This is a genomic window from Roseibacterium elongatum DSM 19469, assembly GCF_000590925.1.
GTDB lineage: Bacteria > Pseudomonadota > Alphaproteobacteria > Rhodobacterales > Rhodobacteraceae > Roseibacterium > Roseibacterium elongatum.
The window spans coordinates 113,587-128,203 of the sequence record NZ_CP004372.1 but is presented as its reverse complement, the minus strand read 5'-3'; the positions used below and the strand labels follow the sequence as shown (position 1 = coordinate 128,203).

Here is a 14,617-nt window from a genome sequence, read left to right as displayed (position 1 = left end):
CTTCATCTTGGTCAAAAAACTCTGGGGGAGCGCGAGGGGGCAACGCCCCCTCGCATCGGTCGCCGCCGTCAGGCGGCGAAACCCGTCAATAGGCTTTGCCGCGCGCCGAGACGGGCCAGACGGTTTCGACAACACCGTTGCGCAGGCCGACATACCAGTCGTGGACATTGCAGGTCGGATCGCAATGGCCCGGCACCAGCTTGAGCTTGTCATTGACGCTGAGCACCCCGTCAGGGTCGGCAACGACCCCGTGCTCGTCCGAGCATTTCACATATTGAACATCGTCGCGCCCGAAAATCACGGGCAGGCCGCTATCGACCGACTGGGCCTTGAGGCCGGCATCCACGATGGCCTTGTCGGCCTTGGCATGGCTCATGACACTGGTCAGGATGAACAGCGCGTTTTCCCATTCGCCCCGGTCGATGCGATTGCCGTCCTTGTCGAGGATGCGGCCGTAATCGGCATCCATGAACGCGTAAGAGCCGCACTGAAGCTCGTTGTAGACGCCGGAATTACTCTCGAAGTAATAGCTGCCGGTGCCGCCGCCGCCGACGATGTCGCACTCCAGGCCCTCGGCCTTCAGGCCATCGACCGCGTCCTGCACCATCGCAACGGCGACGTCGATCTTGGCCTTTCGCTCGTCATAGCTGTCGAGGTGCTGCATGGCGCCCTGGTAGGCCTGGATACCCGCGAATTTCAGGCCGGGCGCGGCATCGATGGCCTTGGCGATGCGCACCACGTCCTCGGTCGTCGTCACGCCGCAGCGCCCTGCGCCGCAATCGATTTCGACCAGGCACTCGATCTCGGTGCCATGTTTCTGTGCAGCAGCCGACAGGTCGGCCACGTTGTCCACGTCATCCACGCAACAGATGGTGCGGGCGCCCAGTTTCGGCATGCGGGCCAGCCGGTCGATCTTTTGCGGCTCGCGCACCTGGTTGGAGACCAGAACATCCTTGATCCCGCCGCGGGCAAAAACCTCGGCCTCGCTGACCTTTTGACAGCAGACGCCGCAGGCACCGCCCAGGTCGACCTGCAGCTGCGCCACGTCCACCGATTTGTGCATCTTGCCATGGACGCGGTGGCGCATGCCGTGGGCCTTTGCATAGTCGCCCATCTTCTTGATGTTGCGCTCCAGCGCATCGAGGTCCAGCACGAGGCAGGGCGTCTGGATCTCGGCCTCGCTCATGCCGGGAAGGGCGGGAATGTCATAGCCCACTTCCATCCCGTCGAATTCGGTCATGTCTTTCATAACATCTCTCCCTGTTCGTTGAGTCCGGTTGGATGCGCCTCGGCGCAGCGCCCGGTTCAGCCTTTCATCCACGGCAGCTTGTCGAGGTCGACATTGCCGCCGGTGATGATCACGCCCACGCGCTTGCCGCGGAACACCTCGGGGTTCTTGAGAATGGTCGCCAGCGGCACGGCGCAGCTGGGTTCCATCACGTTCTTCATACGCTGCCAGGTCAGTTTCATCGCGTCGATGATTTCCTGCTCGCTGGCGGTCAGGATGTCGGTCACGTGATGCGACACGAAATGCCAGGTGTTTTCCTTCAGCGGTACCTTCAGACCATCGGCCACCGTTACCGGCGCGTCGTCGGCAATGATATGCCCGGCCTTGAAACTGCGATAGGCATCGTCGGCCTGTTCCGGCTCGGCGGCGTAAATCTCCACGTCCGGGGCGATGTTCGACAGTGTCAGGCAACAGCCCGAGATCATGCCCACCCCCCCCGATGGGCGCGATCACGGCATCGAGGCCCTCGACCTGGTCCATCATCTCGCGCGAGCAGGTGCCTTGGCCGGCGATCACCCGCGGGTCGTTATAGGGATGCACGAAATCCGCGCCGGTGCGGGCGTGCACCTCGGCGAAGACCGCCTCGCGCGAGCTGGTCGAGGGCTCGCATTCGGTGATCTGACCGCCATAGCCGCGCACGGCGGCTTTCTTGGCCTCGGGCGCGGTGCGTGGCATGACGACGTGACAGGGAATGCCCCGCCGACCCGCCGCGTAGCTGAGTGACAGCGCATGGTTGCCCGAAGAATGGGTCGCCACGCCCTTTTCGGCCTGGGCGTCCGACAGGCCGAACACCGCATTGCAGGCGCCACGCACCTTGAAGGCGCCTGCTTTCTGGAAGTTCTCGCACTTGAAGAACAGCTCGGCCCCGGTCAACTCATTGAAATAGGTCGAGGTCAGAACCGGCGTGCGGTGGATGTAGGGTGCGATCCGCTCATGTGCGGCGATCACGTCGTCATAAGTCGGCAGAGTATCGGCTACGTCCTTCATCGCTCTCCCCCTATTCTGCGGCCAGCGCAATCGCGCTGGCGGTGTTGCGGTAAACCTCCTGCGCGGCCGCGACGCCCGATCCCAGTGTCACCGGCAGGCCCAGGTCGGCCATGCACATCTCGGCTGTGGCGATGCCCGACAGAGCCATCACGTCGGTCAGCATGCCAAGATGCCCGATGCGAAAGACCTTGCCCGCCACGTCGCCGAGGCCGACGCCAAAGGCCACGCCGTAGGTGTCGGCGGCGTGTGTGACGATCCGCGTGGCGTCGAACCCCTCGGGCGTGCGGATGGCGCTGACGGAATTGGAATGGAGATCCGGCGAGGTCGCGCACAGCTCCATCCCCCAGGCCGAGACGGCGGCGCGAATGCCGTCGGCAATACGGGCATGGCGGGCAAAGACATGGGTGAGCCCTTCGTCAAGCAGCATGTCGCAGCTTTGCTTGAGCCCGTTCAGCAACCCGACCGCCGGCGTGTAGGGATAGCCGTTATTGGCATAGGTCTTGGCCATGTCGCGGATATCGAAGAAACACCGCGGCAGACCGCCGGCTTCAACGGCCGCCATCGCCTTGGGCGAGAAGCCGGTGATCGCCAGACCGGCCGGCAGCATGAACCCCTTTTGCGAGCCGGTCACCGCCACGTCCACGCCCCAGGCGTCGAACTCGAAGGGCATCGACGCGATCGAGGACACGCCATCGACGAACAGCAGCGCCGGATGCGCCGCGGCGTTCATCGCCCCACGGACCGCGGCGATATCCGACACGACGCCGGTGGCGGTTTCGTTATGGGTCGCCAGGACGGCCTTGATCTTGTGGCCGGTGTCGGCGCGCAAGGCCTCTTCGAACCTATCGGCCGGGATGCCATCGCCCCATGTCACGTCGATCACCTGCACAGTCAGGCCGTGGCGTTGGCACATGTCGATCCAGCGGTGGCTGAACATCCCGTTGCGTGCCGCCAGAACGGTGTCGCCGGGCGACAGGGTGTTAGTGATCGCTGTCTCCCAGCCGCCCGTGCCGGTCGCGGGGAACACGAACACCTCGGCGCTCTCCGACTTGAGGATCTTGCGCACACCCGTTCGTGCAGGTTGCAGGATATCGGCGAACAGGCTCGACCGATGGTCGAGCGTCGGCATGTCGCACGCCCGGCGCAGGCTTTCGGGCATGTTGGTGGGGCCCGGAATGAACACCGGATTCTGAAAGCTCATGACCATCTCCTTCCCGTCTCTGACACGTAGGATAGCCGTGGGTCATTGGTCGGTACAATTTTTTTGAAATGGCTTTTCAAAACTGATATCCTTGTGAAAATCAAGCAATAACAATGCGTTGATTTTTTCATCATGTGAAAGGCTTTTTCAGAAATTTAGGAGGCCCTTGTGCATGGCTGAAGATCGCGTGCCCGACCCCGCCGCTGGCCGTGCCCGCGGACGCCCCAAGGCCTGGGATGACAAAACGGCCCAGAACACGATCAAGTCCTTGGATCGTGCCATGCAGGTGTTCGAGCATCTGTCGCAGAAGCAGGGGGTGACGCTGTCGGAATTGGCCGCCGATCTGTCGCAATCCCCGGCCACAGTCTATCGCATCCTCGTCACGCTCGAGCAGCGCGATTTGGTCGAATTCGATCCAGTGGCGCAGCATTGGCAGATCGGGCCTCAGGCATTCCTGATCGGCGCGCGCTTTCTGCGTCGAACCTCGTTGGTGGATCGGGCCCGCCCGATCCTGCGCGACCTGATGGAACAGACCGGGGAAACCGCGAATCTGGGCATCGCGCGCGAGGCCGCCGTTCTGTTCGTGTCCCAGGTCGAAACGCAGGCGTCGATCCGGGCGTTTTTCCCGCCCGGCACCCTGTCGCCGATGCATGCCTCGGGCATCGGCAAGGCGCTGCTGTCGCAGATGCCCGACGATCGGTTGGCGCGGCTGCTGGCCTCGCACCCGCGCGAGCGGTTCACCGACAAGACCCTGACCGCGCCCGAGGCCCTGATCGCGGATCTGGCGGTCAGTCGTCGTCGGGGCTATGCGATCGACGACGAGGAAAAGACCGACGGAATGCGCTGCATCGCCGCCCCGGTCTTCGACATGCATGGCGAGGCCGTTGCCGGCCTGTCTGTGTCCGGGCCATCGACGCGGATCGGGTTGCCCGAGATCGCGGGGCTGGCCGCCGCCGTGACCCGGGCGGCTGCGACATTATCGGCTGCGATGGGTGCGCCTGCAAAATATTGACATATGTAGGGGCCTCAAGGGGCCCCTGCGTTCCGGCCGAACGCGGTGGCCCCGTGTCACACAAGTGCCCGAGGCCCCTGATGAAGCAAACTCTTCTGCAACAGAAATACCCTGTCTTTCACCTCGAAATCGCCAAGGAAGAAACCAGCTGCGCCACGGTCGACGACATCATCGCGCGGCTTCAGGCGCGCATCGATGCCGAACCCAATGTGGCCGAGATCGCCGTTTTCGACCACTACGCGCATACGAGCAGCTTTGGGGGCGATATCCACCCAGAGATCCTGGCCGCCAAGAACCTGGTGTTCTGCTTTGGCTACAAGCTGCCCGACCCCGTGATGCTGTCGGTGCGCCCGCGCTCGATCGGGGTGGCCGATTTGGGGACTCGCTTCGTGATTTCGTTTCTCGAGGCGCCGATGGAAATCGCGACCACCGCGATGGAGGGGTGGTGCAAGGAGATCGCCGACAAGGTGGTCGCGGCATGACCGGGGCCTCGTTCCGCATCGCCGTCGCCTCGCAGAACTTTCGCACGATCACGCCGCATGCCGGGAAAACGCGGCGCTGGCTGGTCTTTGACTGCGAAGAAGACAGCGGGGCGATTGTGCCGGCCGATCGGCTGGACTTGCCCCGTGGCATGGCCATTCACGATTGGGGCGATCGGGCCGATCCGCATCCGTTGTTCGAGATGGATGCCGTGATCGTGGCCAGTTGCGGGGCCGGCTTCCTGCGCCGCCTGGGACGCCACGGTGTTCGCGTCGCCGTGGCGGCCACACCCGACCCCGAGGCCGAAGTGGCAAACTTTCTTGCCTCGGGTGCGATGCAGACCCCGTTCGAGGTCTATCTCGCCGATACCATGGCTCGCGCTGCGGCAAATCATGCCCATTGACGCGGCATGACGGTGCGGGGTGGGGCGTGTCCCCCCCCGCCCTTGGCCTCAGTCCTGGGCCATCAGGTATTCGGCCACCGCCTGGTAGGCCGGCAGCGAAGTCGGATCGATCCGGCTGTTGAAGGCAATCGGGAAAGACGCGAAGCGCACGATCACCATCTCGGCCGTGGGGTCGATATAGATCGTCTGACCATGCACACCGCGCGCGGCGAAGGCCCCGTGATCGTTGTTGAACATCCACCATTGCCCGCGATAGCTACCGCCGGCCAGATCGGCATATCCGGCGGCCGCGAAATCATCGAGGTTTCCGCCCGCGCGGATACTCTCGACGGCCGCTTCGGGCACGATCTGTTCGCCGTGCCATGCGCCACCGTTCAGCATGATCTGTCCGAAACGCCCCAGATCGCGCAGGCCGGCCGAAAGGCCACCCCCCGCAAACGGGGTGCCAAGCCCATCCACGGTCATGTAGGCGTCTTGCTCGGCGCCCATGCGGCTCCAGATCCGGTCGGACAATAGCTCGGTCACTTCCATGCCGGACACGCGGGACACGATCCAACCCAGCACGTCCGAATTCGGCGTGCGATAGTGGAATTCATCGCCATGCTGGATGCCCTCGGGATCGGGGCCCACCGTCTGAAGGAATTCGAAATACCCGTTCGGTCCCTCGTATCCCTCGCCACGCGGGAAGGGGCTGGCCGCTGCGTTGTAGACCCAGATCGCTGCGTTGGGGTCGCCGTAATCTTCACTGAATTCGAAGGCTGTGGTCATGTCCATGACCTGCCGAACAGTGGCCGATCCAAAGGCGCTGACCTCGAGTTCGGGGATGATGTCGCTGACCAAAGCGGTGTCGTCCAACGTGCCCTCGGCCACCAGCATTTCGGCCAGCGTGCCGGTGAATGACTTGGTCATCGACATGGCCGCGTGCTGGGCGGCTTCATCCATGCAGCCGAAGTAGCGCTCGTAGACAATCCGCCCTTCATGCAGGATCAACATGCCGTCGGTGTAGTTGGCGTAGAGCGACTCCTCCCACGTCATCTCCTCCTCCCCGCGGAGCGGCATGAACGTGACGGCGTCGATCCCGTCATCCAACGCATAGTCGAACGGGATGGGCGCGCCGAGGCCACGGCTGACCTGCTCGGTCGGCAAAAACTCGCGCAGATGGCAGACGGACCAGCGCAGGCGGGGAAAGCTGAAGAACACTGAATCGGGGTTCGTGATCCGCAACTCGGGCGGCGGGGGGAACCCCTCCATCCAGCCGATGGCCGATGGGTCGCTCTCCTGGGCCGAGGGGAACCCCGTGGCTTGCGCATGCGCATCCTGCGCCAAAAGCGACAGGCTGAAAAGACCGCCGGTCGCCAGCGCGCCGAGCCTAGAAATTGTAGACGACATTCAGAAAACCTCCCACCCAGTTGGGGTCGGACCCCGGAAATACGTTTCGGATGCCCTCGCCGGGCACGGCAACACTGACGCCGGCCGAAAGGAACGTGTTGCGGTTGATGATGCGGCGATACTCGATGAAGAAATCGTCGGAGAGATGGGCGTCATCCACCCCGGTCTGCAGCAGGCCGCCGCCCGCGCCGGGGCGCGTCGCCTGACCGAACTGGATGGGGCTGCCCAGTTCGTTCGCGCGCACATGCGCGTAACGGAAGGTGATCGTATCGCGCTGCGTCGGTTGCAGCGACACCGCCAGATTATGCGACTGCACATTCGAATTGATGAAGACCATCGCCGATTTCGAGCCTGTCGCCCAGGCGCTGGGCGAGCCGTCGTAGTACAGCGGGTCGAACCGTTCCAGCGCCGCGGTGTCCGGATCGTCGCCGGAAAAGCTCTGGTAGCTGTAGGTCAGGGTCGGCGTCCAGGCCGCGTCGGCAAAGGTATAGCCGACCTGCACGCGCCCGGCCCAGGCGGTCAGGTCGATGCTGTCGTTCCATTGATAGGCCAGATCACCGGTCAGAAAGACGTTTTCGAACGCCCCCTCGAACGGATTGCTGCGGGCATAGAGCGCAAGGGTATTCGTGCCCTCTCGCGCACCGGGAACGATATCCAAACCCGTGACCGGATCAACGCGCGGATAGGGCGCGTCGGACTCCAGCACGCTGACATAGGTCAGACCCAGGTAACCGCCCGCCGGGTCATCGTAGCGGAAATCGAACCCGGCCAGCGCATTGCCATTGTCGCTATCGTCATGCTCGCGCGGATCGATATAGAACAGCGTCCCGGTATAGTCGTCCCATGACAGTTCCGCGATGGCCGCGATTTCCCACGCCCGCCTTGGGCCGAATTTCAGCGCGCCGCGATCGAACCCGTCAGACGCCCCGTCCGAGATCAACATGCCGGTGCCCAGGCGCAACGCCCGCGACCCGAAGGATAGATCGAGCGCGGCCCCATCGGCAAAACCGGTTCTGAACCCGACATACGCCTCTTCCAGTGTGACACGCCCGGTATCGCCCGTATCGAACGCGTCTGTCCAAAGCGTGTAGGACCCAACCGCCGAGAGGCGCCCGTAAACCTGATTTCCGCTGTCGAAGGTGGTTTCGAATTCCAGTCCCGGTGTCACGTAAAGCTCGAGCCAGGTGGCATCCGGGTCGAACCCGGACCCTGGTGCCGCGTTTTCCGAAAGGTTCCAGAACAGGTCGGCCTCACTGACAAGGTTGGCCCCGAATTGCAGGGTGGCCCGCACCGTCGTGCCGTTCTCGTCATAAAGAAGCCACGGGTCGGTCTCCTGCGCTGCGGACGGGGTGGCGATGATCGCCGCAGCGCCCGCTGCCAGCACCACACCGACACCGAGATATCGGGTCGCGGCCGGCCTGTGCTTGTAAAGAACGGCAGGCACGGTCTTCGTGCAGGGTTGAACCACCATGAACGCCCTCTCCAACTTTTCTACTACAAAGTGTAGGCCAGCGCTTGTGTCGCTCAACAGGAAATTCATGCCATTCAGAATGTATTGGCGGCACGAGTGTGGGCGATGCCACGTCTGGGCAGGGCGGCCAGCAAGGTGACCACGGCCTGCATCGGGGCGGTCTGGCCACGCGATCTGACGGCCACCACACCGCTGCTGAGCGCCTTGCCTGGCCGTGCCGGCGGCTCCTACACCCACAGTCAGGGCGGTGGAAAAGACAGGGATGTGAAGATGACCGTGCGATCGGCCGCCGCATGATCAGGCTGTGCCCGACAACCCGCACGCCGCAGACCTGCCATCGTGCGCACAAGGGCACGGGACCTGAAAAGACACTGCGTCAGGCCTGTCTGCGTGAGATTGGAGGCGAGTACCGGAATCGAACCGGTGTACACGGATTTGCAATCCGCTGCGTCACCACTCCGCCAACTCGCCCCGGTGGTGTAGAGACGGAGGTATCCGATCGTTTCGCCCTGTGCAAGGTGGCTTGGTTGGCTCCATGCCGTGCATTGGGCACGGTGTCGGTGCTCTGTGGCACAGGTGCGTCAAACCCGACCCAACGGGCATCGGCACAGTTGCGCGCATCGGCGCACTGTGCGAGAAACCATCAACGCAACTAGACGACCTGGTTCAGTTACATGGCGGATTTCGCTTCCCGTCGCGTCACGATGGTGGACACGCAGGTGCGCCCCTCGGACGTGACCAAGTTCACCATCATCGACGCGATGCTCTCCATCCCGCGAGAAGAGTTCGTGCCCGACGCCAAGCGCGATCTGGCCTATGTCGGCGGGCCGATCGAACTGGCGCCGCACCGGCAATTGCTGGATGCGCGCACGACGGCCAAGATGCTCGATGCGCTCGATCTCGACCCGACCGATGTCGTGCTCGAGATCGGTTCGGGGCTGGGCTACATCACGGCGCTGCTGTCGCGCATGGTCGAGGCCGTCGTCGCCGTCGAGGAAGATGGCGAACTGGCCGAGGAGGCCGAGGCCAACCTCGCGACACAGGGCGTCTTGAACGCCGCGGTGGTCACCGGCCCCCTGGCCGAAGGCGCGGCCAAACATGGCCCCTTCGATGCGATCGTGATTTCGGGCGGGATCGAGGAAATGCCGGCCGGGATTATCGAGCAGTTGAAACCGGGCGGCCAGATCATCGCGATCTTCATGAAAGGCGCCTTGGGCGAGGTGTGCATCGGGTTCAAATCGCCCGAGGGGCGCGTCAGCTGGCGCATGGAATTCAACGCAACGGCCGAGGTTCTGCCCGGCTTTGCCAAGGCGCAGAGCTTCGTGTTCTGATCCGCGTGCGGGCGACGGATCGGCGCGCCTGCCGCGTGCAAGGGTAAACGGAAATCGGGCGCGGGCCCTTCGTGGGGTCGGCACCGCGCGACACAGGGTGGGACGATCGGATGCAATACCGGGCAGGGCTCAGCTTTGGGCGACTCAAGCAGGGTTTGCGGATGACGCTGGCCGCGGGGGCCGTGGCCCTGGCCGCAGTGCCGACCCCGGCGGCCGCGGATTCGTTGCGGCAGGCGATGGCCGACGCCTATGCCAATTCCTTCCTGCTGGAACAGAACCGCTATCTGCTGCGGATCGATGACGAGAACGTTGCACAGGCCATGGCGGCGCTGCGGCCCGTGTTGAACTTCGTCGCCTCGGCCGAGCGCGATCTGGTGAACGAGACCACCACCGCAACGGCGGCGCTTGTCGCCGAATGGGTGATCTATCAGGGCGGCGGCCGGCGCGCCGCGATCCAGGGGGCGCGGGAAACGCTCCAGGCCACACGGTACGAGCTGATCGCGCTTGAACAGCAGGTCCTGCGCGACGCGGTAACGGCATATATGAATGTCTGGCGCGACATCCAGGTCGTGAATGTCCGGCAGGGCAACGTGCGTGTCATCACCCAGCAACTGCGCGCCGCGCGCGATCGGTTCGAGGTGGGCGAGGATACCCGCACCGACGTCGCACAGGCCGAGGCCGCGCTGGCCGAGGCGCGTTCGCAACTGGCTGCCGCGCAGGGCACGCTCGAGATCAGCCGCGAACTCTTCAACCTTGCCATTGGGCGCTATCCCAACGGCTTGTCCGGCCCGGGCCACATTCCCGGCCTGCCGCGCAGCGAGGCCGAGGCCGAAGCACTGGCCCGCCAGAGCCATCCGTCCATCCTGGCGTTGCAGCACGAGGTGACGGCCGCCGAACTGGCCGTGGCCGAGGCGCGCAGTGCCTACTTGCCGAGTGTGACTCTGGACGGTCGCTATTCCTACACCGAGGTCGATCCAGAACCGTTTACCGGAAACCCGGGCGAGGGGGCATCGATCGGCATTACCCTGACCCAGCCGATCTATCGGGGAGGGCAACTGGCCTCGTTCGAACGCCAGGCCCTGGCCCAGGCCGCCGTTGTGCGGGCGGGGTTGAACCAGCAGGTTCTGGTCAATGTGCAGGCTGTCGGGAATGCCTGGGCGCAGATGCGCATCGCCAATGCGCAGATCCAGGCCGCCGATCAGCAGATCGCCGCCTCGGAACTGGCCTTTGAGGGCGTGCGCGAAGAGGCGTCGCTGGGCGCGCGCACGACACTCGACGTGCTGGATGCGGAACAGGATGTGCTCAACGCGCGGATCGCGCGCATTCAGGCGCAGACGGATCTTTATATCGCGTCCTATGCCTTGCTGGCGGCCTCCGGTCTCTTGACGGTCGAGCATCTGGATCTGCCGGTGCCCGAATATGACCCCGAGGCCTATGCCGACCTGTTCGGGCGCGCACCGGCGCGGTTTGCCTCGCCGCAGGGCGCGCAACTGGACAGCGTGCTGCAGCGCGTCGGCCGCAGCGAGTGATCCGGCAACTTGAAGGGTGGCGCGCAAGCCACTCAATAGGTTGTGTTTTAGCAATGCGTTGTGTGAACGGCGCCTTGCCTGTATCCTCACGACCCAAGGCCCGCTGAAACGGCCCCCGGGACGAGGGGTCGACCGCGCGGGATGGGCGCTGCGCCGGTCGGCGTCCGATCATTGAGGAGAGAGCGTGATGTCCGATACCGCAAAAAGCTCGGAAGAGATCGAGGACGTTTTGTCCTCCATCCGCCGGTTGGTGTCCGATCACCACGCGCCGGAGCGGTCCGTGGATCAACCCGATACACCCCCGCCGCCCTCGGAAGGCGCCGACAAGTTGGTCCTGACGCCCGCGCTGCGCGTCACCGATCCCGATGATCCCTGGGCGCCGGTCCCGTTGAAATCGGATGCCGACGACAGCCCCGAGCCTGACGACGCCTGGCAGCCAGACGATCGTCTGGCCGTATTCGATGTGGTGGGGGCGGCATCCGAGGATGCCCCCTCGATGCCCGCGACAGAGGCACCAGATGCCGCGCTGGGCGAGGCCCCCGAGGACGCGCATGGTCGCCGGACGCGTGGGGGGCGATGACATGGCCGCGCCTGTGCCGGCTGAGCACCATGACCAGGACGACGCGCCAATCGACCGTGACGTCATCGCCGCAGAAGAGGCTGTGGCCGACATCCTGGGCGAGCAATCGGCCGCAGCGCCCGACGATTTCGAGCCCGAGACCGGCGATGTGGATTGGCCCGGCAGCAATGCCGAGCGCGCCCTGCGCGATCTTGCCGCCGCGCGGGGGGCGGGACAGCCCGATATGCCCGTCGATTTGGAACCCCAGCCCCCCGAGGCCACGGACACGGCAGCCGAAGAAGACAAGCCCGAATTCACCCCGATCTTTTCGCGCCGCCGGTCGGATGAGTTGGCGCGACCGAAGCAGGACATGCAGGTGTCCGAGCCCGAGGGTGAGCCCCAGAGTGAGACCGAGACAGTCGCCGACCAGGATACCGCGCCTGTCACGGCACCGCCGCACGCGCAGGAGCCGACCCCCGAGGATGCAAAGCCTGAGACGGCCCTGCCGGATCACGAAGCGGAGGCGCGCGTCGCCGCATCGGGCCCGACGCTGCAAGAGGTGCCGCGGCCCGAGCGCGACCCGTCCCCTGTCGAGGACGACACGGGCCATGACGCGATCGAGGACCTGGGCGACGAAGCCTCTCCCTTCACCTTCCCCGAAGACGAAGCCGGAATCCTCGACGAAGAGACGCTGCGTGAGATCGTGGCCGAGGTCGTCCGCGAAGAGCTGCAAGGCCCATTGGGGCAACGCATTACGCGGAATGTGCGCAAGATGGTGCGACGCGAGATTCGGCTGATGCTGGCCGCCGACGAGTTGGACTGAATGCGGTTCCGGGCACAGGCCCCGCTTGACCTCGGCCCTTGGCCACCCAACTGTTGACGGGTCATGTTTCCGATCCGCGATCACAACCCGTCAAACCGGACGCCCTTTGTCACCTGGGCCCTGATCGCGATGAATGTGGTCGTGTTTCTGGCTTATTTCCCGTCGCTTTCGGGAAGCGAGGCGATGCTGTCGGCCTTTTTCGATCAATGGGCGCTGGTGCCGCGCGAGGTGCTGGCCGGGACCGATCAGCATACGATTGTGACCTCGATGTTTCTGCATGGCGGCTGGATGCACCTGATCGGCAACATGCTGTTTCTGTACATCTTTGGCGACAACCTCGAGGATCTGCTGGGGCATGTCGGGTTCTTGCTGTTCTACCTCGCCTCGGGGGTTGCGGCGGCCGGGGGGCAGATCCTGGCAGACCCCTATTCCCCCATTCCCATGGTCGGGGCCTCTGGCGCTATTGCCGGGGTCATGGGCGGATATCTGTTGCTGTTTCCGCGTGCGCGGATCGACGTGCTGGTCATCATCTTCTTTCTGATCAAGGTGTTCACCATTCCCGCATGGCTGATGCTGGGGATCTGGTTTGCCTTGCAGTTGTTCAACGGCCTGTCGATGGATGTGGCCGGTGGCGGCGTCGCCTACTGGGCGCATGCGGGCGGTTTTGCGGCAGGTCTGATCCTCATCCTGCCGGCCTGGCTCAGGCGTGGCGGGCCGGCTTGGTGGGGGCGCACCCATGGCAAGCCGCCCCATGACGAGGTCAATTACGTCGTCGAGCGCGGACGCCGCAGCCCGATCCCGGTTGTGCGCCGCGTGCCCATGCCACGCGATGCCGACCGTCCCTTGTCCGATCTGTCGCGCATTCCGCGCGCTGGGTCCCGCCGCACGCCACGCTCGCCCTGGTCTGGCGGCCGGGACTGAGGTGCATGAAAAAAAAGGCGCCGGGCGGGACCGGCGCCTGTGTGGCTGTCGCGATGCGCGGATCAGGCGCGTTCCGAATACTCCATCGTCTCGGTGTTGACGACGATATCTTCGTCCTGACCGACGAACGGGGGGACCATCACCTTGACCCCATTGTCGAGGATCGCGGGTTTGAAGCTGTTGGCCGCGGTCTGGCCTTTGACGACCGGCTCCGTCTCGGCGATTTTGCAGACGACCTTTTGCGGCAGGGTCGCGTTCAGCGCCTCCGATTCGTGGAATTCCACCACGATGGTCATGCCATCCTGCAGGAACGGCCGCCGGTCGCCGAGGATGTCGGCGGGCAATTCGATCTGCTCGTAGGTTTCGGTATCCATGAAGACCAGCATGCTGTCCTGCTCGTACAGGAACTGCTGGTCCTTTTGTTCCAGGCGCACGCGCTCGACCTTGTCGGCCGAGCGAAAGCGTTCATTCAGCTTGCTGCCGTTGCGCAGGTTGCGCAATTCGACCTGTGCAAAGGCCCCGCCCTTGCCGGGTTTGACGTGATCGACCTTCACCGCGGCCCACAGGCCACCATTGTGTTCGAGGACGTTGCCGGGGCGGATTTCATTCCCGTTGATCTTGGGCATAGAGGCAAAACCTTGGCAAAAACTTGAGAAAGCGTTGCGGCTTCCTATATCTGGCGCTTGGGACGCTGACAATACACCGGAACCTGTAGCCATCTGCTGCAAGCCATGATCTTGCAGAATACCACATATGCAATATTTGCATCCCTGTGCTGCATAGAATCTGGGCATAAGAGGCGTCACGCCGAAATTGCAAGAGCAAAAACAAAGGACGACGAAATGCGAGATTTCGTTGATGGCACCGCCTTCAACTTCGAACAGGGTCAACGCGCGCGGAAACTCTTCGCCGCGGTCGTTCTCGCGGCACTTGATGACGCGATTGCCGATGACAAGAAATATGGCAATGGTCCTGAGCAAATCGCCCGCTGGGCGCGCTCGCGCGATGGTCGCGAGGTGCTGAGCTGCGCCGGCATCGACCCGAATGAGCGTGTCGTCGAAGGGCTGATGAAGTTCGTCGCCAGCGGCGTGCGGACCTCGGTCGCGCTCAGCCGCGAGGAAAGCGAGCGCCGCAGCCAGGCCGAAGCCGCCTGACGCCGACCGCCCCCAGTCATGTGCCGGGCATGAAAGCGCGCCACTGCGGCGCGCTTTTTCACGTATGAA

General features: G+C 64.1%; 15 protein-coding genes, 1 tRNA gene and 1 pseudogene. 10 read left to right on the top strand and 7 right to left on the bottom strand.

The genetic code is table 11. From position 1 onward, the window contains the following. Positions 1-85: 85 nt before the first annotated feature. From bhcC to bhcA, 3 genes and pseudogenes are all read right to left on the bottom strand, one after another. Positions 86-1,249: a 3-hydroxy-D-aspartate aldolase BhcC gene (gene bhcC, locus ROSELON_RS00640; RefSeq protein ID WP_025310534.1), complete on the bottom strand. Its 1,164-nt coding sequence runs from the start codon at positions 1,247-1,249 to the stop codon at positions 86-88. Positions 1,250-1,305: 56 nt separating this feature from the next. Then, positions 1,306-2,275: pseudogene (bhcB, locus tag ROSELON_RS00635) on the bottom strand (beta-hydroxyaspartate dehydratase BhcB). Between the two features lie 10 nt (positions 2,276-2,285). After that, on the bottom strand, positions 2,286-3,476 hold the full coding sequence (bhcA, locus tag ROSELON_RS00630; RefSeq protein ID WP_025310533.1) for an L-aspartate--glyoxylate aminotransferase BhcA: 1,191 nt from the start codon (positions 3,474-3,476) through the stop codon (positions 2,286-2,288). Positions 3,477-3,648: 172 nt separating this feature from the next. Between bhcA and bhcR the strand changes: the two genes are divergently transcribed. From bhcR to ROSELON_RS00615, 3 genes are all read left to right on the top strand, one after another. After that, entirely contained in the window at positions 3,649-4,488 is an 840-nt protein-coding gene (gene bhcR, locus ROSELON_RS00625; protein WP_025310532.1) for an HTH-type transcriptional regulator BhcR, read from the top strand. Between the two features lie 80 nt (positions 4,489-4,568). After that, a complete protein-coding gene (locus tag ROSELON_RS00620) occupies positions 4,569-4,970 on the top strand; it encodes a DUF6858 family protein (protein ID WP_025310531.1) in 402 nt (133 codons plus the stop codon). Then, positions 4,967-5,371 (top strand): NifB/NifX family molybdenum-iron cluster-binding protein, encoded by a 405-nt coding sequence (locus ROSELON_RS00615; RefSeq protein ID WP_025310530.1) that lies wholly within the window; start codon positions 4,967-4,969, stop codon positions 5,369-5,371. The genes ROSELON_RS00620 and ROSELON_RS00615 overlap by 4 nt, the downstream gene beginning before the upstream one ends. Before the next feature lie 48 nt (positions 5,372-5,419). Here ROSELON_RS00615 and ROSELON_RS00610 read toward each other — a convergent pair whose 3' ends face one another. Then, positions 5,420-6,760 carry a serine hydrolase domain-containing protein gene (locus ROSELON_RS00610; RefSeq protein ID WP_025310529.1) on the bottom strand — a complete coding sequence of 447 codons (1,341 nt, stop codon included), beginning with the start codon at positions 6,758-6,760 and terminating at the stop codon, positions 5,420-5,422. Beyond that, positions 6,741-8,231 carry an alginate export family protein gene (locus tag ROSELON_RS00605; RefSeq protein ID WP_025310528.1) on the bottom strand — a complete coding sequence of 497 codons (1,491 nt, stop codon included), beginning with the start codon at positions 8,229-8,231 and terminating at the stop codon, positions 6,741-6,743. The genes ROSELON_RS00610 and ROSELON_RS00605 overlap by 20 nt, the downstream gene beginning before the upstream one ends. Before the next feature lie 105 nt (positions 8,232-8,336). Between ROSELON_RS00605 and ROSELON_RS00600 the strand changes: the two genes are divergently transcribed. After that, positions 8,337-8,528, top strand: coding sequence for a hypothetical protein (locus ROSELON_RS00600; protein WP_025310527.1), 192 nt, complete (start codon positions 8,337-8,339; stop codon positions 8,526-8,528). A 100-nt stretch (positions 8,529-8,628) separates the two neighbouring features. Here ROSELON_RS00600 and ROSELON_RS00595 read toward each other — a convergent pair. Continuing rightward, positions 8,629-8,702, bottom strand: a tRNA-Cys gene (locus ROSELON_RS00595). Positions 8,703-8,905: 203 nt separating this feature from the next. Here ROSELON_RS00595 and ROSELON_RS00590 point away from each other — a divergent pair. The 5 genes from ROSELON_RS00590 (at position 8,906) to ROSELON_RS00570 (ending at position 13,394) form a co-directional block, all read left to right on the top strand. Then, positions 8,906-9,562, top strand: coding sequence for a protein-L-isoaspartate O-methyltransferase family protein (locus ROSELON_RS00590; protein ID WP_025310526.1), 657 nt, complete (start codon positions 8,906-8,908; stop codon positions 9,560-9,562). A gap of 110 nt (positions 9,563-9,672) precedes the next feature. Next, complete coding sequence (locus ROSELON_RS00585; RefSeq protein WP_038650008.1) at positions 9,673-11,091, top strand: TolC family outer membrane protein; 1,419 nt, start codon at positions 9,673-9,675, stop codon at positions 11,089-11,091. Between the two features lie 187 nt (positions 11,092-11,278). Then, complete coding sequence (locus ROSELON_RS00580; RefSeq protein WP_025310524.1) at positions 11,279-11,671, top strand: hypothetical protein; 393 nt, start codon at positions 11,279-11,281, stop codon at positions 11,669-11,671. Beyond that, a complete protein-coding gene (locus ROSELON_RS00575) occupies positions 11,643-12,473 on the top strand; it encodes a hypothetical protein (RefSeq protein ID WP_025310523.1) in 831 nt (276 codons plus the stop codon). The genes ROSELON_RS00580 and ROSELON_RS00575 overlap by 29 nt, the downstream gene beginning before the upstream one ends. Before the next feature lie 63 nt (positions 12,474-12,536). After that, entirely contained in the window at positions 12,537-13,394 is an 858-nt protein-coding gene (locus ROSELON_RS00570; RefSeq protein ID WP_025310522.1) for a rhomboid family intramembrane serine protease, read from the top strand. 62 nt (positions 13,395-13,456) lie between these two features. On the opposite strand, the gene efp is transcribed toward ROSELON_RS00570, so the two are convergent. After that, a complete protein-coding gene (gene efp / locus ROSELON_RS00565; protein WP_025310521.1) occupies positions 13,457-14,020 on the bottom strand; it encodes an elongation factor P in 564 nt (187 codons plus the stop codon). A 216-nt stretch (positions 14,021-14,236) separates the two neighbouring features. On the opposite strand from efp, the gene ROSELON_RS00560 reads away from it, so the two are divergent. Next, entirely contained in the window at positions 14,237-14,548 is a 312-nt protein-coding gene (locus tag ROSELON_RS00560; protein ID WP_025310520.1) for a DUF6280 family protein, read from the top strand. The last annotated feature ends 69 nt before the right edge of the window (positions 14,549-14,617 follow it).